17 protein-coding genes are annotated in these 19,171 nt (G+C 70.2%); 2 read left to right on the top strand and 15 right to left on the bottom strand.

Features of this window, described 5'->3' with window-relative positions; all coding sequences use genetic code 11:
- Positions 1-101: 101 nt before the first annotated feature.
- Positions 102-791 carry a FadR/GntR family transcriptional regulator gene (locus tag ACIRHA_RS14555; RefSeq protein ID WP_403844645.1) on the top strand — a complete coding sequence of 230 codons (690 nt, stop codon included), beginning with the start codon at positions 102-104 and terminating at the stop codon, positions 789-791.
- On the opposite strand, the gene ACIRHA_RS14560 is transcribed toward ACIRHA_RS14555, so the two are convergent.
- The 11 genes from ACIRHA_RS14560 to argH form a co-directional block, all read right to left on the bottom strand.
- A complete protein-coding gene (locus ACIRHA_RS14560) occupies positions 736-1,878 on the bottom strand; it encodes an ABC transporter ATP-binding protein (protein ID WP_403844647.1) in 1,143 nt (380 codons plus the stop codon). The genes ACIRHA_RS14555 and ACIRHA_RS14560 overlap by 56 nt on opposite strands.
- 16 nt (positions 1,879-1,894) lie before the next feature.
- Positions 1,895-3,592: an ABC transporter permease gene (locus ACIRHA_RS14565; protein ID WP_403844650.1), complete on the bottom strand. Its 1,698-nt coding sequence runs from the start codon at positions 3,590-3,592 to the stop codon at positions 1,895-1,897.
- 22 nt (positions 3,593-3,614) lie between these two features.
- A complete protein-coding gene (locus ACIRHA_RS14570; protein WP_403844652.1) occupies positions 3,615-4,619 on the bottom strand; it encodes an extracellular solute-binding protein in 1,005 nt (334 codons plus the stop codon).
- Positions 4,616-6,079: a CehA/McbA family metallohydrolase gene (locus ACIRHA_RS14575; protein WP_403844654.1), complete on the bottom strand. Its 1,464-nt coding sequence runs from the start codon at positions 6,077-6,079 to the stop codon at positions 4,616-4,618. The genes ACIRHA_RS14570 and ACIRHA_RS14575 overlap by 4 nt, the downstream gene beginning before the upstream one ends.
- 151 nt (positions 6,080-6,230) lie before the next feature.
- Entirely contained in the window at positions 6,231-7,586 is a 1,356-nt protein-coding gene (locus ACIRHA_RS14580) for an MmgE/PrpD family protein (protein ID WP_403844656.1), read from the bottom strand.
- Positions 7,583-8,479, bottom strand: coding sequence for a polysaccharide deacetylase (locus ACIRHA_RS14585; RefSeq protein WP_403844658.1), 897 nt, complete (start codon positions 8,477-8,479; stop codon positions 7,583-7,585). Before ACIRHA_RS14585 ends, ACIRHA_RS14580 begins: the two co-directional genes overlap by 4 nt.
- Complete coding sequence (locus tag ACIRHA_RS14590) at positions 8,476-9,348, bottom strand: polysaccharide deacetylase (protein WP_403844660.1); 873 nt, start codon at positions 9,346-9,348, stop codon at positions 8,476-8,478. The genes ACIRHA_RS14585 and ACIRHA_RS14590 overlap by 4 nt, the downstream gene beginning before the upstream one ends.
- Before the next feature lie 3 nt (positions 9,349-9,351).
- A complete protein-coding gene (locus ACIRHA_RS14595; protein WP_403844662.1) occupies positions 9,352-10,224 on the bottom strand; it encodes an ABC transporter substrate-binding protein in 873 nt (290 codons plus the stop codon).
- Between the two features lie 23 nt (positions 10,225-10,247).
- Positions 10,248-11,030, bottom strand: a complete 783-nt coding sequence (locus tag ACIRHA_RS14600; RefSeq protein ID WP_403844665.1) for an amino acid ABC transporter ATP-binding protein — start codon at positions 11,028-11,030, stop codon at positions 10,248-10,250.
- Positions 11,030-11,944 (bottom strand): ABC transporter permease subunit, encoded by a 915-nt coding sequence (locus tag ACIRHA_RS14605; protein ID WP_403844666.1) that lies wholly within the window; start codon positions 11,942-11,944, stop codon positions 11,030-11,032. The genes ACIRHA_RS14600 and ACIRHA_RS14605 overlap by 1 nt, the downstream gene beginning before the upstream one ends.
- A 53-nt stretch (positions 11,945-11,997) precedes the next feature.
- A complete protein-coding gene (gene argH / locus ACIRHA_RS14610) occupies positions 11,998-13,431 on the bottom strand; it encodes an argininosuccinate lyase (RefSeq protein ID WP_403844669.1) in 1,434 nt (477 codons plus the stop codon).
- 303 nt (positions 13,432-13,734) lie between these two features.
- Between argH and ACIRHA_RS14615 the strand changes: the two genes are divergently transcribed.
- A complete protein-coding gene (locus ACIRHA_RS14615; protein WP_403844671.1) occupies positions 13,735-14,391 on the top strand; it encodes a GntR family transcriptional regulator in 657 nt (218 codons plus the stop codon).
- A 12-nt stretch (positions 14,392-14,403) separates the two neighbouring features.
- Here the strand turns inward: ACIRHA_RS14615 and ACIRHA_RS14620 are convergent, their stop codons facing one another.
- The 4 genes from ACIRHA_RS14620 to ald form a co-directional block, all read right to left on the bottom strand.
- Entirely contained in the window at positions 14,404-14,712 is a 309-nt protein-coding gene (locus ACIRHA_RS14620; RefSeq protein WP_403844673.1) for a hypothetical protein, read from the bottom strand.
- Between the two features lie 17 nt (positions 14,713-14,729).
- Positions 14,730-16,247, bottom strand: a complete 1,518-nt coding sequence (locus ACIRHA_RS14625; protein WP_403844675.1) for an amino acid permease — start codon at positions 16,245-16,247, stop codon at positions 14,730-14,732.
- Between the two features lie 149 nt (positions 16,248-16,396).
- On the bottom strand, positions 16,397-17,803 hold the full coding sequence (locus ACIRHA_RS14630) for an aspartate aminotransferase family protein (RefSeq protein ID WP_403844678.1): 1,407 nt from the start codon (positions 17,801-17,803) through the stop codon (positions 16,397-16,399).
- A gap of 22 nt (positions 17,804-17,825) precedes the next feature.
- The gene (ald, locus tag ACIRHA_RS14635) at positions 17,826-18,941 is read right to left on the bottom strand and encodes an alanine dehydrogenase (RefSeq protein ID WP_403844681.1); all 1,116 of its coding nucleotides are present in this window, start codon (positions 18,939-18,941) and stop codon (positions 17,826-17,828) included.
- Positions 18,942-19,171: the final 230 nt, after the last annotated feature.

Raw genomic sequence — 19,171 nt, forward strand, 5'->3', positions numbered from 1 at the left:
TGAACAGGGGCAGTTGTGAAACGTGAGAATCTTCCTCATGCCCTACTGTCGAATTCATCGGATGACTTCTCGGGTGACGCGAGGACGCAGGGGGTAGGTCGATGACAGCCACCGACACGGCGGCAGCCGGGCTGCGGGCGATGATCGCGAGCGGTGAACTGGCTCCGGGCGCGCAGCTGCCGCCGGAGCCCGACCTGTGTGCCCGGCTCGGGGTGTCACGCGGTTCGCTGCGCGAGGCGGTGCGCTCGCTCGCGGCGCTCGGGATGCTCGAACCCCGGCACGGCGCGGGCACGTTCGTCTCGGCGCTGCGCCCGGCCCACATGCTGGCGGGCTTCGCCGCGATGGTCGACGTACTCCCCCTCGACGGCATCCTGGAACTCTTCGACACCCGCCGCGCCGTGGAGTGCCAGGCCGCCGCACTGGCGGCGGCCCGCGCCGACGGGCGGGTGATCGCGCGGCTGCGGGACCTGCAGGCGCGCCTGAGCGCGACCGAGGACGAGCAGGAACTCCACGACCTGGACCACGAGTTCCACACCATAATCTGCGCGGCCTCCGGCAACGAGACCCTGGCCGCGCTCGCCGGTGTCCTGCGCTCCCGGGGCCGGCACTACAACGTGTATGGCTCCGCTCAGGGCACGGCGGTCCGCGCCGCGAGCGACCAGGGCCACGAGGCGCTCATCGACGCGCTGGCCTCCCACGACCCCACCGCGGCGGCAGCGGCGGCGGGCGCGCACCTCACCCGGACGGAGAGGTGGCTGCGGCAGCTGCGCCCTGCGCCGGAACCGGGCTGACGCGGTCGTCCAGGGGAACGAGGCAGCCTCCGAGTGCGCGGATGCCGACCGTGTCCCCGGGGCGGGCCGTCAGCGGCGCACGGTGGGCGACCAGGCAGCGGGTGCCGTCGGCGAGACGGACCGAGCTGGTGCGGCCCCTGCCGTGGTACGTGGTGCGCTGGAGGGTGCCCTCCCAGTGGCAGTCGGTGTGCCCGGGCTCGACCACGGTGATGTCCTCCGGGCGCAGGGCCAGTTGACAGCGGCCGGAGTCGTGCTCGTGTGCGCCCTCCACGATCCCGGCCAGGGGCTGGGCGGACGGCAGGTCGGGCACGAAGCCCGTCGGTGTGCACCGGCCCGCGATCAGCGTGACCTGGCCGACGAAGGACGCCACGAAGGAGGTCGCGGGACGCTCGTAGATGTCGGACGGCGAACCGACCTGTTCGATGCGGCCGTTGTTCAGGACCGCGACGACGTCGGACATCTCCAGCGCCTCCTCCTGGTCATGGGTGACGTAGACGGCGGTGATCCCGGCCTCGCGCTGCAGGGTGAGCAGTTCGTGGCGCATGTCGACGCGCATCTTCGCGTCGAGGTTGGACAACGGCTCGTCGAGCAGCAGCACGGTCGGGCGCAGGGCCAGGGCGCGGGCCATCGCCACGCGCTGCTGCTGGCCTCCGGAGAGCTGGCCGGGGAAGGCGTCGGCGCGCTGGGCGAGGCCGACCTGATCGAGGGTCTCGTGCACGCGGCGGGCGATCTCGGCCTTGGACAGCTTGCGGAGCTTCAGGCCGTACGCGACGTTCTCGCTCACCCGCATCTGCGGCCACAGCGCGTAGTTCTGGAACACGAATCCGACGTCCCGCTTCCACGGCGGAACGGTCGCCACGTCGCGGTCGCCGAAGCTGACGGCGCCGCTGGTCGCGGTCTCGAACCCCGCCAGAATCCGCAGCAGCGTCGTCTTTCCGCAGCCGGAGGGCCCGAGGAGCGTGGTGAACGAACCGGCGGGGACGGACAGGTCGATGCCGTCAAGGGCCAGGTGCTTGGCGAACTGCTTGCGGACACCGGAGATGGTGACGCTCACGGAGGCGCCGGAAGCGGGCAGGTCTGTGGCCATGGTGGGTGGGATCCCGTCACGAGGTTCTGAGGTCGGAGAAGCGGCGCCGGACGAAGTACAGGGGCACGTAGACGCTGACCATCAGGACGACGGTCATCGCGGAGGCGACACCGAACGGGCTGCCGGGCTGCACCGCGTTGTTGAAGATCACGACGGTCATCGTGACGAAGGGGACCGCGTAGACCATGATGGTGGCGCTCAGTTCGGTGATCATCTGGAGGAACGCGACGGTGCCGCCGGAGACCACGGCCGGCCGGATCGCGGGCAGCGTCGCCTGCCGGAACGCCCGCAGCGGCTTGGCGCCGACGCTGATCGCGGCTTCTTCGAGGGCCGGGTGCACCTGGGTCATGGCGGCCTCGACCGACTTCATGAAGTACGGCAGGCGTCGGGTCAGATAGACGAGCACGATGATGGTCGCCGTCCCGGTGAGGATGAGCGGCGCGCTGTTGAAGCTGAGGATGAGGCCGATGGCGAGGACGGTGCCCGGCAGGATGTACGGGATCATCACCATGATGTTCAGCGCCGGGGCGAGGACCCGGTAGCGGCGGCGCACCGTGATGTAGGCGGTGAGGACGCCGACGAGGATGCACAGCACGCAGCCGATGCCGGCGAGGACGAAGCTGGTGAGGATCGTGCCCAGGTCCTCGGCGAACAGCTGCCGGTAGTTGGCGAGCGTGGGCGTCCAGGTCAGGATGCCCGTCTGCCACGTCAGGAAGCTGGTTCCGATGACGACGAGGTGAGGCACGAAGGACAGGAAGAACACGAGGCAGAGCCAGCCGGTCATGAGGAGCTTCTGGGCTCGGCCGACCGGCTGGAGCGGCCGGGTGCGCACACCCACCGACGCGTAGGTCCTGCGCCGCAGCGCCCACTGCTGCACGGCGAGGGTGGCTCCGGCGACCGCGAGCATGACGAGGCTGGCGGAGGAGGCGAGAGCGGGGTTGGTGCTGACCTCGCTGAGGAACTCGTTGTAGACCTCCACCGGGAGCATGCGGTAGCCACCGCCGATGATGAGCGGGGTGCCGAAGTCGGCGAAGATCTTCATCGCGGCGGTGTAGAAGCCGGTGACGAGGGCCGGAACGGCGAGCGGCAGGACGATGCGCAGCCGGGTGCGCCACGGGTTGCTGCCCACACTGGCGGCGGCCTCGTCGAGGCTCGGGTCGATGGACCGGAAGGTGTCGTAGGCGATCAGGAACGTCATCGACTGGGTGGCCCAGATGGTCACCCAGATGATGCCGCCCGGCCCGATGATGGTGTCGAACGGCAGCGGGAGGACATCGGTGAGAATGCCACCGCGCCCCAGCAGCATGACCCAGGCGTAGGCGCCGAGGAACGGCGGCGAGACCGTCGCCATCGTCGCGAGGGTGAGGAAGAGGCTGCGCCGCGGCAGGTCGTACTGGGCGAGCAGATACGCCGTCGGGATCCCCACGAGGCAGGACAGCAGTCCGGCCGCGAGGGACACCACGACCGAGTGCCAAAGGGCCTCGGTGAAGCGGGCGGTGGTGAAGAACTCGGCGAAGTGCGCGAGGGTCGCCCCGCCGTGGCCGTCGCTGAACGCCGCCGTCACGATGCGCAGTTGGGGCAGCACGATGATGGCGAGCAGCAGCAGGGCGAGCAGGACGGCGATGAGGACCCAGATGCCGGGGCGGCGGCGCGGCCGCCCGGCGGCGGCCATGGTTCGCTTCCGTTCCTCGGGCGGGGTGTCGGTCGTGGTCATGTGAAGTTCCGCGCCCGGCCCGCTACTTGGCGCCCGAGGCGGCGTCGAACTTGTCGAGCACCTTCGACTGCTCGCTCACGAACTCCTCAGGGGACTTGGCCAGATGGAGGCTTTTACCCCCGGCGAGTCCGGCGGGCGCGGGCAGGTCGGTGCGGGCGGAGCGGCGGCCGACGGCGTCGCTCATGACCTTCTGCCCCTTGGCGGACATGAGGTAGTCCACGAAGGTCTTCGCGTTGGCGGTGTGGGGCGCGTCCTTGATGACGGCGGCGGCGCCGATCTGGTTGGAGACCACATCGGTCGGATAGACGAGCTTGAGCGGCGCCTTCGCCTTCACCCAGGCGTTTCCGAGATCCTCATTGATGAAGGCCAGGGGGAACTCGCCATTGCGTACGCCCTTGAACATGGCGTCGCTGCTGTCGGTGACCTTGGCGTTGGGGAGGAACCTGTCGACGTAGTCCCAGCCGTACTTGCTCACCATGGCGGCGAGAACGGAGTAACCGGTGCCGGAGGAACGGGGGTTGGCGAAGCCGATGCCACCCTGCTTCTTCCACTTCGGGTCGGCGAGGTCGTTCATCGTCTTCGGGTAGTCGGCCGGGTCCTTGACGCGGTCGGTGTTGACGGCGATGGCTTGGTAGAGCAGGTCGGTGGCGTGCCACTGGTGCTTGGGGTCGGTGGCCACCATGTGCTTGTCCTGGCCGAGTTCGTCCGGTGCCCAGATCCCCTTGGCCGCGACGGCCTTGTAGTTCTCGATGGAGCCGCCCCACGCGACGTCACCGAGCGGGTTGGCCTTCTCGCCCTGGATACGGCTCATCAGCGGGCCGGTACCGGAGATCGCGGTGAGCGTCACCTTGATGTCGGGGTGGGCCTTCTCGAAGGCCTTCACGATGGGACCCGTCACCTCCGGCCCGGAGGAGGTATAGACGACAAGTCCCTTGCTGTCACCGGATTTCTGCCCGCCGACGACGGAGCTGCACGCGGTGAGGGCGAGCGCGGTGACGGCGAGGACACAGACACGTACGGATCTCATGCGGAGTGCCTTTCTGCTTCCCGCGGGGACGTGGCGGCTACCCACACGGGGTTGGAGACGGCGAGCGAGGAGGCGTGCGAGCGGTTGCACGAGGCCCAGAAGTAGGGGTCGTCGCTGGAGGTGTGCAGCTCGGCGCGGTAGGGGCCGGGGAGCGGGCGCGGGTCGCTCACGCGGATGCGCGCAGGCCCTTCGGCCGCTACCGGCTCCATGTGCCAGAGCAGTCCGCCGCGCAGGATGAACAGCACGGCGGGGCGCGGTGTGTCGATCTCCACGTCGAGGTGGACGGGCCCGCCCGGAGACACGGACACGGTCCCGCCCATCCCGCACTCCGCGCTGTCGGTCCGGGCGGAGAGCCGCAGCCCGGCCCCGCGCGACACATACGCCTCGCCCGCCCGCAGCGCGCCGAGGATGCCCTCGCGGCTGCGCTCCGCCCGTACGACGGTGGTGACTTGGCCGAGCCGGTGTTCGGGCTTCTGGGGGTGGTGGCAGTCGGTTCCGGCGACGCCGGTGATGCGGTGGCCCGAGGCGAGCAGCCGGTCCCACAGTCCGACGGCCGCGTCGTTATTGGCCCCCTGACCGAAGTTGTCGATCTCGAGAAGGTCGACGTCGTCCCAGGTGTGGTCGTCCCTGCGCCACGCCTGGCGACCGCTGAAGGGGTGGTTGACACCCACGAGCCCGTCCTGGGCATGCACGTCGCGGGCGGCGTCGGCGAAGTCCCAGCCGTCGGCGTCGACGTAGGTGCCGGGCCACCGGGACAGGCCGTGCAGGTTGGCGTGGCCGAAGTGGGAGGTCAGCTCGATGGAGCGGAGAAGCACGATCCCGTCGGCGGCCCCGTCCTCCTCCAGGCGCGTGAGTTCCGCCCAGTGGCTCGACGTGAAGTGGTCGCTGACGGCGAGGAAGTCGAGTCCTGCGGCGCGCGCGGCGTCGAGCAGGGCGGACAGTTCGGCGGAGCCGTCGCTGTGCAGGGAGTGCGAGTGGAGCTCGCCGCGGAGCCAGGTGGGAGGTGACTGCGGTGCCGGTGCCGCCCGCGCACCTCGCGTACGAATGGCGGGTGCGACGGGTGCGACGGGTGCGAGAGCGACGTCATCCGCATCGGCCACGTACACCCGCAGCTCGTAACTCCCGCCCTGCGCGAACCGGTCGAGGTCGATGCGAATGGTCCACTCCCCGGCGGGCAGCGGCCCCGGATGGCACCCGAGATCGGCGTGGTCCTCTCCCACCTCGAAGGACAGCCGGCGCGGCCCGGGATCACCGGGGCACTGCACGTGACCGCGCAGGAACCCGTCGGGGTCGAGGGCGGCCGCGTAGAGCTGGAAGCAGTCGGTGACCTTCTCGAAGTCCAGCTCGACCCGGAGCGTGCCGACGCCCTCCGGGAGGGCGAGGACACGGTCCAGATACTGCTCCGTGATCGACGCGGGGTCGATGGTGCGGGTCTCCCGCAGAACACGGCGGCTGCTCACCCGGCCTCCTTCAAGCGCACCACGAGCGCCACCGTCCCCGGCGATCACCCGAGCTGCGCAGACTCGCTCACCAACTTGCAAGAACGTGCGCATAGTTGAGCACGCTTCTTCGCGACGCGCCAGCGAGTGCGCAGGATTGTCCGCCGGGATGCTACGGAGCGAGTGCCGATCCCAGCGCCCCCGCATCCCCCGCCTCTGCCAGGCCGAGCACGGCCTGCTCCAGCTCCCGGGTCCGATCCGCGGTGAGCACCCGGCCGGCAAGCCCGCGAAACTTCTCCCGGACGGCCGCTTCGGTGAGCGGGTTCCCCGGCGAGCCGCTGGGTTCGTCGACCCGAAGTGACCAGCGTCGCCCGTCGGAGCTGGTGACGGTGACGACCGGCTCCTCGTCCGCCGGGATCGCCTCGTCCACCTCGAGCTCGATACGCGCCATGGCGGCGCGCAGCGAAGCCCCGTACCCGCTGTCGCCGATATAGGCCTCAAGTCCCGCATGGCCATGGGTGATTACGGCGGCCAGCGCGCGCGGAAGGCTGAGCTGCGCCGCCGCCAGCGTCGCGGTTCCCCGTCCCCCGCACATGCCGTGCAGGAACGGGCTCATGCTCACGTGCACGGTGGCGATGTCGTCCGCGTCCAGGTTTCGGTCGCCCATGATGGACAGCAGGGCGTCAACCGATGAGTGGGTGCCCCGGCATGATGCGTACGGTTTGAGGGAGCTGCGCATGATCTTCCAATTCCGCCCCAACCCCTCGGTGAGCGCGCCCGGCTCGGCCTCCTTTCCCGCGTACGTGGCAAGCGCACCGCCCCAGGTGTCGTCGAAGACCGCCGATGGCCCCGTCATCCCCGCTGCCGCCATGCGCGCCGCGAGCAGGCCGCTCTCGGCCGCCCGGCCCGCGTGCAGCCGCTTGGTCATGGCTCCGTCGTGAACGAAGGCCCACAGGCCCGCGCTGCCACTGGACGCCAGGCCGAGGGCCGCCTCCGTCTGGCGGGTGGTGAGGCCGAGGACGTGGGCGGCCGCGGCCGCCGCCCCGAAGGGGCCACAGGTTCCGGTGGAGTGCCAACCGGCTCCGTTGTGCGCCTCGTAGCCACCGAACGCTTCGAGCATCCGGCGCCCCACGTCATAGCCGAGGACGATCGCGGTGAGCAGCCGGGCGCCGCTCACCGGGGCGGCACCGACCGCGGCGGCCGCGAGCGCGGCGGGGACGACGACCGCGCCCGAGTGGTCGCATCCGCCGGTGTCGTCGACCTCGTAGGCGTGGCTGGAGACACCGTTCACCAGGGCCGCCGCCCGCGGTGTCAGCCGCTCACGCGTCCCCCACACCGGGGTTTCGCCACGCTCCCCGCCGAGCACCGACACAGCGATCCCGGTCTCCTCGCTGTGCGCGCCCGCGAGGCCGGCTCCGAGGGTGTCCAGGACGTGCAGCGTCGCCTTCCGCGTAGTGGCTTTCGGCAGGTGCTCGTACCTGGTGTCGGAAACCAGGCCGGCGAGCCGGGTGAGCGGGCTCGGCGTCATACGGCGGGCTCCCGTTCCGCCCGGAGCCGGGCGAACAGGTCCGCCGGGTGGCCTGGGCCGTTGTCCGGGTGGTTCGTCCGCCACCAGTCGGCGATCCGCGAACCGGTCGTGATCCACACGTCGGGGTGCGCCTGGATGTGGGTGATCAGGTCCCGGACGAGCCCGATCCTGCCCGGTGTTCCCGTGACCTCCGGGTGCAGCCGCAGCACGTAGCACAGGCCGTAGCGGTGGTGCGCCGTGAATTCCTGCGTCCAGTTGCCGAGGACGTGGGCGTACGACGCGATGCGCGACTGGCCCGTCGGGAACGGCGGTTCCAGGTTGAAGAAGAAGTACTGGTGATCCTCCAGTTCGTACTGGACCGGGATCTCCACGACACCGCCCATACCGGGGTGGAGGTAGGGCAGGTCGTCGCCGGGTGACGAGGAGGACCAGTCGAGTCCCGAGTCGGCGAGGTGGGCGCCGAGCCCCGGCTTCCACTCTCCGGCAGGGGTGCGGAAGCCGCGCACGGGTGCACCGGTGACCTGCCGCAGCCGGTCGGCTCCGTCACGGACGGCGCGTATCTGCTCGTCGAGCGTCAAGGGCTGGAAGTCCTCGTGCGCGTCTCCGTGGCAGGCCGGCTCGTGTCCGGCGGCCACGATGCGTCGCACCGCTTCGGGATGCCGTTCCGCGTTGCGTCCCGGCACGAACCACGTGGTGGGAACGGAGAGTTCGGCAAACAGGCCGAGCAGTCGGTCGATGCCGCGGTCGGTTCCGTAGCGGCCGACGGACAGGGTCTTGCCGCGGTCGGCGATGGCGGGAGAGCCGCTCAGGAGCGCGAGGTCGGCATCGTGATCGACGGTGATCATGACGGCGGCGCGGGCGCCGTTCGGCCACCGGCCGTGGATGTCGTTCACGCGGCAGCCACCTCCGTCCCCTGCCCGCTTTCGATCCACCAGTCGGCCACGTCGTGGCAGGTCGCGAACCAGACGTCGTCGTGTGCACGCATGTGGGAGATGAGTTCCTCCAGGAGCAGCAGGCGGCCGGGGCGGCCCGAGACCTTCGGGTGGAAGAGGGTCGTCAGGCAGAGCCCTTCGGCGCGGTATCCGTCGAACTCGCGCTTCCAGTTGTCGAGCGTCAGGGCGTAGCTCGCGATCCGGTCCTGGCCGCCGGGGTAGTCCGGGTTGCGGTGGTAGGCGAGGAAGGCGTAGTCGTCCATGTCCCAGCGAGCGGGTATTTCCACGAGGTCGGACGTGACGCCGTCGAGGGTGTGCCGGTACGGGCGGTCGTCGCCGCGCATCGAGCTCGAGTAGCGGAAGCCGTGCTCGCGCAGGACGCGCGGGGTCTCGGGGTGCCAGTCGCCCGACGGGGAGCGGAAGCCGGTGGCCTCGACGCCGAGGACGTCGCGGAACACCCGCTGGCTGCGTCGGATCACGGCGTGCTGTTCGTCGACGGTCAGGTCGTAATAGCACTCGTGCCGGTAACCGTGGTGGGCGACCTCGTGACCGCGCTCGACGATGGTGCGGCAGGCCTCGGGCCAGTGCTCCACCACCCAGGCCGGGGCGAAGAAGGTGGCGGGGACCCCGGCGTCGTCGAGGAGGTCCAGCAGCCGGGGCAGCGCCCGGTGAGGTCCGTAGCCGCCGAGGGCGAAGTAGCCGGGCCGGTCCCACAGGGAGCCGTCGAGCATGGCGCCACCGGTGGGTCCGTCCAGGTCGAAGGCGAGGGCGACCGCGGCGCGGTGCCCGTTCGGCCAGCGCGGCGGCCGCGGATCGACAGGGGTGTGCATGAGTCAGTCCTCAACTCCGTTGAACGTGGGCGCCATTGATCCGTAGGCCATGCCGGCCTTCTTCAGGATCCGCTGGTACGTTCCGTCGGCGCGGATCTGACGGAAGCCCTTGAGTACGAGTCGCGCCATGGGCTTGTCGTCCTTCTTCACCACGGCGGCGAACGGCTTCGCCGGGATCGGGTCGAGCACCGTCTTGAACCGTCCGGGTTCGGTGCGGCCGAAGAAGGCCAGGTTCTCGCCGCCCTGGATGGCGACGTCCGCGCGCTTCTGCTCCAGTTGCAAGCGGGCCGCCGCGCCGGAATCGGTGGGCAGGACCCGGATAGCGGGCTTTCCCTTTCCGGTGCAGTACCGCTTGTTGTAGTCGAGCGCCTGGCCGTAGTAGTCGGTCGTCTTGCTGACGGCGAGCTTGCGGCCACACACGTCGTCGCCGTCGCGGAAGTCGTCGGCGCGGCTCGGCAGAGTGTAGAAGCGGCCGACGGTGTCGAAGTAGTCGACGAAGTCCACGGTCTCCTGGCGGTCGACGGTGTCGGAGATCCCTGACATCACCATGTCGACGCGGGAGGTGGTCACGGAGTTCATGAGCTGGTCGAACTTCTGCTCCTGGAACGTGACCTTGAGACCGAGTTCGGCGCCGAGCGCCCGCGCGAGGTCGACATCGACTCCCACCACGCGGTTGGTCTTCTCGTCGCGGTACTCCATCGGCGGGAAGTCCGGCGACAGGCCGACCTTGAGCTGCTTGTCCTTGCTGATGGAGGGCGGCAGCCCGCCCTTGCCTGCCGCCGATGCGGGCATGCTCGTGCTGACACAGCCGGTGAGCGCGGCCGTCGCGGCAAGGCAGGCCGCGACGGCTGTGAGCGCGCGGAGCGGGCGGGACATGGCTTCTCCTGCGGACTCGGGGCTCACAGGACGCGGGCCAGGAACGACTGGGTGCGCGGGTGTCGCGGGTTGACGAGCACCTCGGACGGCGGGCCGACCTCCAGGATCTCGCCGCCGTCCATGAACGCCACGCGGTCGGCGACCTCGCGCGCGAAGGAGATCTCGTGCGTGACGACCATCATCGTCAGGCCGCTGCTCGCCAGGTCCTTCATCACCTCCAGGACCTCACCGACCAGCTCGGGGTCGAGCGCGGAGGTCGGCTCGTCGAAGAGCATCAGGTCAGGTTCCATGGCCAGCGCGCGGGCGATCGCGACGCGCTGCTGCTGACCGCCGGACAGCTGGCGAGGGTAGGCGTCCGCCTTGTCCTTGAGGCCCACCCGGGCCAGCAGTTCGGCGGCGCGCTCGCGGGCGGCGGCGCGGGCCACGCGCTTGACTCCGACGGGCGCCGCGACCACGTTCTCCAGGGCCGTCATGTGCGGGAACAGATTGAACCGCTGGAAGACCATGCCGATGCGTTGCCGCTGCCGGGCGATGGCGCGCTCGTTCAGCTCGTGCAGCTTGGTGCCCTGCTGCCGGTAGCCGATCACCTCGTCGCCCACCCAGATGCGGCCCGAGTTGACCTGCTCCAGGTGGTTGATGCAGCGCAGGAAGGTGCTCTTGCCCGATCCGGACGGGCCGAGCAGGCACACCACCTCGCCGCTGCGCACATCGAGGTCGATGCCCCTGAGTACCTGGAGGTCCCCGTAACTCTTGTGCACCGACTCGGCTCGCACCAGTGCGCGTTCGGTGCTCGTGGTGACGCTCATCAGGAGACCGCCTTCTTCTGCTGGAGGGTCTTGCGCAGCCGCTGCAGGGGCGTCGCGGGCAGCGCGCGGCTGCTACTGCCCCTGGCGAAGTGCCGTTCCAGGTAGTACTGGACGACCGAGAGGATGGAGACCGCGGCGAGGTACCAGATGGCACACACGATCAGCAGTTCCATGATCCGGTTGTTGACGAAGTAGATGTGCTGCGCCTCGGAGAGGATCTCGCTGACGCCGATGGCCGAGGCGAGCGAGGTCGTCTTCAGCATGCCGATGGTCTCGTTGCCGATCGGCGGCAGGATCACCCGCATCGCCTGCGGCAGGACGATCTGGCCCATGGTCCGCAGGCGTGACATACCGAGTGCCTGGGCCGCCTCGGTCTGCCCCTCGTCGATGGAGAGGATGCCGGCGCGCACCACTTCGGAGGTGTACGCACCCTGGTTGAGGCCGAGACCGATGGCGGCGGCGACGAACGGGGTGACGAGGTCGACGGTGCGGGCGCCACCGAGGCCGGGCAGCGACACGTACGGGAAGAGCAGCCCGATGTTGAACCAGGCGAGCAGCTGCAGATAGACCGGAGTACCGCGGAACACCCACACGTACAGCCAGCCGACTCCCGAGGTGACCGGGTTGCGGGACAGCCGCATCACGGCGACCAGGACACCGAGGACGATGCCGAGGATCATGCCGACGACCGTGAGGACCAGGGTGATGAGCAGCCCCTTCAGGAGCACACCCATCGTCAAGTACTCCTTGACGACACCCCAGTCGATGGCCGCGTGGGCGAAGGCATAGCCCAGCCAGCCGAGGAAGACGACGACCACGAGCGCGCCGACCCAGCGTCCGTAGTGGCTGCGCGGCACCGCGACGAGATCGCCCGTGTCCGCGGGCGCGGAGCTCTCCGCTACTGCTTCGGACATGACGTGACTCTCTTCTCCGGAGGCTGTCGTGCCGGTCGAGGGTGGTGGCGTGCTCATGCGCGGGGCCCCTGGTAGGCGGCGGCCCACGCGCGTTGTTCGACGATGAGCGCCTCCAACTCCGCTATCTGCACGTCGACCTGGGCGGGGGCGGTGCCTCCTTGTCCGCTGCGGGCGGCCAGCGCGGCCTCGACGGTGAGGACGGAGCGCACCTCGGGTGTGAGGCGGGCGTCGACGCCGGCGTAGTCGGCGTCGCTCAGCTCCTCCAGGTCCACGCCGCGCTCCTCGCAGAGCTGCACGACGGCGCCGGTGATCTCGTGGGCCTCGCTGAACGGGACGCCGCGGCGGGCGAGCCAGTCGGCGATCTCGGTGGCGAGGGTGAATCCGGCGGTGGCCTGCGCTCGCAGCTCCGCCTCGTCGACGACGAAGGTGCGCACCATGCCGGACATCGCGGGAAGCACCATCAGCAGGGTCTCGACGGTGTCGAAGGCGGCGCGCTTGTCCTCCGCGAGGTCCCGGTTGTAGGCGAGCGGTAGGCCCTTGAGCGCGCCGATGACGCCCATCAGGTTGCCGGCGAGGCGGCCCGCCTTGCCGCGGGCCAGCTCGGCGATGTCGGGGTTCTTCTTCTGCGGCATGATCGACGACCCGGTGGCGAAGCGGTCGTCGAGCGCGATCCAGCGGAACTGGCGGCTGGCCCAGAGGCAGATCTCCTCGGCGAGCCGGGACACGTCGACGGCGAGCATCGAGCCGACGAAGAGGAACTCGGCGACGTGGTCCCGACTGGCCACCGCATCGATGGAGTTGGCGCAGGTGCGCTCGTATCCGAGCTCGCGCGCGGCGTGCTCGGGGGTGAGCGCGATGGCTGATCCGGCGAGGGCGGCGGCGCCCAGCGGGGAGCGTGCGCTGCGGCGGTCCCAGTCGCGCAGCCGGTCGATGTCCCGGCTGATCGCGTGAGTGTGCGCCAGGAGTTGGTGCCCGAAGGTGATCGGCTGGGCGGGCTGCAGATGGGTGAAGCCGGGGGCAGCAGTGGCGCGGTGCCGCCGGGCCTGGGCCAGCAGGGCCTCCTCCAGCTCCGCGGTGGCCCCGGCGAGGTGGCGCACCTGGTCGCGGAGGTAGAGCCGCAGGTCGTTGGCGGCCTGGTCGTTGCGGGAGCGTCCGGCGCGCAACTTGCCGCCGACCGCGCCGAGCCGCTCGCTGAGCACCCGCTCCAGGAACGTGTGGACGTCCTCGTCCTCGGGGCGCGGCTCGACCTCGCCGCGGCGGTACTCGCCGTCGAGTACGTCGATGGCATCGACCAGCGTGGCCAGTTCCGCGTCGTCGAGCAGTCCTGCCCGGTGCAGTTCGCGGGCATGGGAGCGGGAGCCCGCGAGGTCGTAGGGCGCCATGTCGAAGTAGCTCGGCTCGGAACGCGACAGCTTTGTCAGCGCTTCGTCCGGGGCGTTGCGGAAGCGTCCGCCCCAGAGGCGTGTGGTGGCAGCGGTATCGGTCATGAACGGTCTCCCTGGGAGGAAAGGGGCAGCGCGACAGCCGTGGTCGGCAGGGTGGGGGCGCCCGGAGGACCGCCCGCGGGCAGGGCGGGCAGGGTGGCATGGCAGGGCTGAGCACGAGAGTCGTCGACGGGTTTCGCCGGACTGACTGCTTGTCGGACAATTTCAGCAACGCTGGGTGACGGTCAAGAGTCGGAGCGATTAAATCCACCGTCCAACTCCCGGTCTGCTCATGGCAGTCGGCTGCCAGTAGGGTGTCGGCAATAATTGTCCGGCAATCCGACGCATGCCTCGAGGGAGAACGTGATGGCGCTAGGGCCCATAGAGATCGATCGCTCCAGCACGGTGGACCGGGTGGCGCACGCGCTGCGCGAGGAGATGTACCGGGGCACCATCGAGGGCGGCACATCGCTGCGCGAGAGCAATGTCGCGGCGAGCCTCGGCGTCTCCCGCAGCACTGTGCGCGAGGCGCTTCAGATCCTCACTGCCGAGGGCCTGTTGGTGCGGCGGCCGAATCGCGGGGTCGAGGTGCGTCGGCTCACCGAAGAGGAGATCGAGGACATCTTCAAGGCGCGGCGCGTCCTCGAGACGGCGGCGGCGCGCTCAGTGGTGCAGGCCACCCGCGCCGACCTTGTGGCGCTCACCGCGGCCCAGCGCGACTTCGAGGAGGCGGTCGCCTCGTCGGCCGCCGCCAGTGTCGTCACGGAGGCGCATCTGTTCGTACATGTGGCGATCGTCGGGCTGTTGGGCAGCCCCCGCCTGACGGCGACCGCCCGCGACCTCATGTCGGAGATCAAGCTGGCGGTCGCCACCACGGACCGCACCAGCGACGATCTCCCGGCGCAGGTCGAGGAGCACCGGGAGATCGTTTCGCTGCTGCGTCAGGCGAAGGGCGAGGAAGCGGCCGGCCTCCTGGAGGCGCACCTCGCACACGCCAAGGCGTTCATGCCCACGGCCGGTTGACGCGCTCACCGGTCACGCCACGCCGGCGACCTCCCTGAGCACCGGCTCGAACTCCCGCCGTACATATGCGTCGAACGGCGCCGTCAGCGCGCCGTCGATCACCCGGCGCACGTGGTGCTCCTCCGCGAACTCCTTGAGGGCGGTCCGGGATTCGGGACCCACTCCCCCGCCGATGATCAGCACATCGAACTCCCGGGTCTCCAGCAGCTCGCGCGCCTCGTCGTCGGTGCTCGTCCCGTCCGCGTCGAAGCCGTCCGCGTGCAGCGTGGACAGTACCTCTGTCACCCTGGCGGGCGTCCTTCCCAGCACAAGTGTCTTCATGGCTCGAAGGTAGAAGCTCAATCGGACTTGAGGTCAAGTCCTGCCGCCGATTGTGCGCGGCGGCGTCGGCGTAGGAAGGCGTAAGAGGTCAGGACGACCGCGACCGTCAGGAGGCTGGCGGCGAAGTCGGCGCGTGTCGCCGGGAGGATCGCCATCGCGGCGATGACGACGACCATCGCGCCGATCGTGAACCAGCTGAGGTACGGGTAGCCCCACATTTTGAGGGTCAGGGAGTCGGGGTCCTCACGCTCCAGGCGCTTACGCAGGCGGAGTTGGGAGAGGGCGACCAGGAGGTAGACGAAGAGGGCGACCGCTCCGTAGGAGTGGACGATGAAGGAGAAGACCGTGTCCGGGGAGACGTAGGCGAAGACCACGGCCACGTAGCCGAGGACGGTGGCGAGGAGGATGGCTCGGCGGGGGACTCCGCTGCGGCTGAGTTTGGTGAGGCCGCGGGGTGCCTCGCCCTCGCGGGTGAGCGCGAAGACGATGCGGGACGCCGAGTACAGGCCCGCGTTGAGCGAGGAGAGGACCGCGATCAGGATCAGGATGCGCATCATGGTGTCGGCGCCGGGGATGCCGATCTCCTGGAGCGCCGCGATGTACGGGCCGCCGTTCAGCTTGTCCGAGCTCCAGGGGACGATCGCGACGACCAGGAAGATCGAGCCCACGTAGAAGAGCAGAACGCGCAGGACGACGGAGCGGGTCGCCCGTGCGACGTTGCGGCCTGGTTCGGCGGATTCGGCGGCCGCCAGCGCGGCGATCTCGGCGCCGGTGAAGAAGCCGACCGCCGGGATGATGGAGGTGAGGACCGGCCCCACGCCCATCGGCAGGAAGCCGCCGTGCGCGGTGAGGTTGTCGACGCCGCCCGCGTCGTGCGCGCCCGGCCACAGGCCGACCACAAAGACCAGGCCCACGACGAGGAACACGGTGATCGCGGCCACCTTGATCGACGAGAACCAGTACTCGAACTCGCCGAAGGTCTTCACCGACAGCATGTTGACCGCTGTCAGGATCAGCATCAGGGCCAGACTGATCGTCCAGAGCGGGAGGCCGGGGAGCCAGGCGCGGACGAGTTCGGCGCCGGCGACCGCTTCGAGGGCCACCACGTTGACCCAGAAGTACCAGTACAGCCAGCCGATGGTGAAGCTGCCCAGCGGGCCGAGGGCCAGCCGGGCGTAGGCGTGGAAGGAGCCGACGGCCGGGCGGGCCACCGCCATTTCGCCGAGCATCCGCATCACGAGGATGACCAGGCCGCCGGCGAGCGCGAAGGAGATCACGGCGGCGGGCCCAGTGTCCTGGATGACGACGCGGCTGCCGACGAAGAGTCCGGCGCCGATGACACCGCCGATCGCGATCAGGGTCATGTGACGCTGTTTGAGGGCGCTGCGCAGACCAGGGCCACCGGTCGGTGCGCCGCCGGGTTCCGGGCCGGGTTCCGGGCCGGAGTTCGCGCCGGACTTCGCGCCGGGTTCCGCTCCGGAGTTCGCCCCGGTCGTGCCGTCGCCCCGCAGGGATCTGTCGCTGGTGTCCGTCACGTCCGCCTCTTCTCCGTACGTCCGACGTGGGCCTGTCAGGCGGCGCCGCCAGGTGATGATCATGCGGCGCCGTCGGACAGTCTTGGCACACCCGAAGGCCCGCCGGGTGCGTTCAACGAACCGTTCACACGGTCGAAACGAACGGCGTTTCAGGCCACGGCGCGGGCGACTGAAGCCACCATCTCGTCGACGCCTTCGAGGAGTTCGCCGAGCACCGCCCGGTCCGCGACCAGCGGCGGAGCCACCATCAGCATCGTCGCGCCGCGGTCGTCGGGCCGAAGGATCACCCCGGTGCGGCGCATCGCGTCCGGCAGCACCTCGCGCAGGATCCGCGTCGACTGCTCGTCGGTCAGCTCCCGGCCGCTGACCCGGTCGGCCGTGAACTCGACCGCGTAGAAGAAGCCGGTGCCGCGGACGTCGGCGACGACCGGGTGGCGTGCCGCGATCTCGTCGAGTCCGGCGCGCAGCGTCGGGCCGAGGTCCCGTACGTTGCCGGGGATGTTCTCGTCGCGCATGGCGCCGATGTTCGCGACGGCGACGGCCGTGGACACCGGGTGCCCGCCCCAGGTCGCGCCGTGCGTGAAGGTGCCGCCGAGCGGTGAGTCGTACAGGCCGCGCACCAAGGGCTCGCGGACGATGGCGCCGCCGAGCGGGGCGTAGCCCGAGGTGGCTCCCTTGGCGAAGGTGATCAGGTCGGGGACGACGCCCTCGGCCGCGCTGCCGAACCAGTGGCCGAGCCGGCCGAAGGAGCAGATGACCTCGTCGGCGACGAGCAGGATGCCGTGCTCGTCGCAGATGCGGCGCAGTTCGCGCCAGTAGCCTTCGGGCGGGACGAGGGCGCCGCGGCCGTTCTGCACGGGTTCGGCGAAGACCGCGGCGACCGTCTCCGGGCCTTCCTCGGCGATGGCCTGCTCGATGGCGCGGACGCAGTCGAGTTCCCCGGCCGGGCCACAATCACCGGTGAAGCCAAGGGTGTTGGGGACGTGCCGGATGCCCGGGAGCAACGGACCGAAGGGTTCGCGGATCTTGGGGAGGCCGGTGACGGAGAGGGCGCCGAGGGTGACACCGTGGTACGCCATCGACCGGCTGATGATCTTCGTACGTTGCGGTTCGCCCTGCGAGCGGTGGTACTGGCGGGCGAACTTGATGGCCGTCTCGACCGCCTCCGAACCGGAGTTGACGAAGTACGTCACGTCCAGGTCGCCCGGAGCGAGTTCGGCGATCAGGGTCGCCGCCTCGATGGCCGGCGGGTGGGCCGCGCCCCAGTTGGTGGAGTACGCGAGGGTCTCCATCTGCTTGGCACCCGCGGCCACCACGTCGCCGCGGCCGTGGCCGATGTTCACGCAGAACAGACCGGACAGGCCGTCGAGATGGCGCCTGCCCTCGTCGTCGTAGAGGTAGCAGCCGTCGCCGCACACGTAGACCGGCGGCGGGGTGTCGTACCAGCTGTCCTTGCGGGTGAAGTGCGGGCCGAGGTGACGCTGGGCCTTGGCACGCAGGGTGGGGTCCTGGGGCACGGTGCGCTCCTTCGCGGTCACGTTCACATGCGCGGTCACGTTCACGTACGCCTTGGTGTGTTCACAGCAGGGCTTGGTCGACGTCGACGTGCTTCATGTCGTGGGCCTCGGCCACCGGGCGGTAGGTGAGCCGCCCGCCGAGCGTGTTGATGCCCCGCTTCAGCGCCGGGTCGGCGGCCGCCGCCGCGCGCAGTCCGTGGTCGGCGATGGCCTGGACGTAGGGCAGCGTGACGTTGGTGAGGGCGTGGGTCGAGGTGTGCGGGACGGCGCCGGGCATGTTGGCGACGCAGTAGAAGAGCGTGTCGTGGACCCGGTACACGGGGTCGGCGTGGGTGGTGGGCCGGGTGTCCTCGAAGCAGCCGCCCTGGTCGACGGAGATGTCGACGAGTACGGCGCCGGGCTTCATGCGGGCGACGAGGTCGTTGCTCACGAGGCGGGGGGCCTTGGCGCCGGGGACGAGGACGGCTCCGATCACCAGGTCGGCGTCGAGCACGGCCTGTTCGAGGGCGAGCCGGTTCGAGGCGAGGGTGGTGATGCGGCCCTGGTACATCCGGTCGGCGGCGCGCAGCTTGTTCAGGTCGGTGTCAAGCAGCACGACGTCCGCCCACATGCCGGTGGCGACGGCGACGGCGTTCATACCCGCGACTCCGGCGCCGATGACGACGACGCGGGCCGGGCGGGTGCCGGAGACACCGCCGGTCAGCACGCCGCGCCCGCCACCGCCCCGCATCAGGTGGTACGCCCCGACCTGCGGCGCGAGCCGACCCGCGACCTCGGACATCGGGAAGAGCAGCGGCAACGAGCCGTCCGCAGCCTGCACCGTCTCGTAGGCGACGCCGGTGGTGCCCGCGTCGAGCAGCGCCTGTGTGCACGCACGGGACGCGGCGAGGTGGAGGTAGGTGAAGAGGACCTGGTCGGGGCTGAGCCGGTGGTACTCATCCGCCACCGGCTCCTTCACCTTCAGGACCAGGTCTGCCTCGGCCCACACGTCGTCGGCCGCCGGCAGGACGCGGGCGCCGGCCTCGGCGTAGTCGGCGTCGGGCAGTGCGGAACCGGTTCCCGCACCGGCTTCGACGGTGACGGTGTGGCCGTGTGCGGTCAGTTCGTGGACCCCTGCGGGGGTCAGGGCGACGCGGAACTCGTTGTTCTTCACTTCTCGCGGAATACCGATCCTCACGGTTCGACTCCCCTCTGGACCGGCCCTGAATGCGGGGCGGACGCGGTGGCGACAGGCGTGGGTTGGCGCGCTCGACACGAGTTGGGGTGGAGGCTGCTACGTCGGGACTGAGCCTGCGTGGAAGGTGGCGTACGCCGCGCACCCTCGTGCGTTCGGGGCCACCACGGCTACCGTGCCGAACGGGACGGCGACCGCGACAGGTCCAGTTGCGTGCACGCTGAGGGTGCCAG

The organism is Streptomyces sp. NPDC102360, assembly GCF_044766085.1.
Taxonomy (GTDB): domain Bacteria; phylum Actinomycetota; class Actinomycetes; order Streptomycetales; family Streptomycetaceae; genus Streptomyces.

Excerpts from the sequence above, each read along its gene's own strand:
- ACIRHA_RS14560 (WP_403844647.1), bottom strand. The coding sequence starts at position 1,878 with ATGGCCACAGACCTGCCCGCTTCCGGCGCCTCCGTGAGCGTCACCATC.
- ACIRHA_RS14620 (WP_403844673.1), bottom strand. The coding sequence starts at position 14,712 with ATGAAGACACTTGTGCTGGGAAGGACGCCCGCCAGGGTGACAGAGGTA.
- argH (WP_403844669.1), bottom strand. The coding sequence starts at position 13,431 with ATGACCGATACCGCTGCCACCACACGCCTCTGGGGCGGACGCTTCCGC.
- ACIRHA_RS14595 (WP_403844662.1), bottom strand. The coding sequence starts at position 10,224 with ATGTCCCGCCCGCTCCGCGCGCTCACAGCCGTCGCGGCCTGCCTTGCC.
- ACIRHA_RS14605 (WP_403844666.1), bottom strand. The coding sequence starts at position 11,944 with ATGTCCGAAGCAGTAGCGGAGAGCTCCGCGCCCGCGGACACGGGCGAT.
- ACIRHA_RS14565 (WP_403844650.1), bottom strand. The coding sequence starts at position 3,592 with ATGACCACGACCGACACCCCGCCCGAGGAACGGAAGCGAACCATGGCC.
- ACIRHA_RS14600 (WP_403844665.1), bottom strand. The coding sequence starts at position 11,030 with ATGAGCGTCACCACGAGCACCGAACGCGCACTGGTGCGAGCCGAGTCG.
- ACIRHA_RS14590 (WP_403844660.1), bottom strand. The coding sequence starts at position 9,348 with ATGCACACCCCTGTCGATCCGCGGCCGCCGCGCTGGCCGAACGGGCAC.
- ACIRHA_RS14580 (WP_403844656.1), bottom strand. The coding sequence starts at position 7,586 with ATGACGCCGAGCCCGCTCACCCGGCTCGCCGGCCTGGTTTCCGACACC.
- ACIRHA_RS14615 (WP_403844671.1), top strand. The coding sequence starts at position 13,735 with ATGGCGCTAGGGCCCATAGAGATCGATCGCTCCAGCACGGTGGACCGG.
- ACIRHA_RS14570 (WP_403844652.1), bottom strand. The coding sequence starts at position 4,619 with ATGAGATCCGTACGTGTCTGTGTCCTCGCCGTCACCGCGCTCGCCCTC.
- ACIRHA_RS14555 (WP_403844645.1), top strand. The coding sequence starts at position 102 with ATGACAGCCACCGACACGGCGGCAGCCGGGCTGCGGGCGATGATCGCG.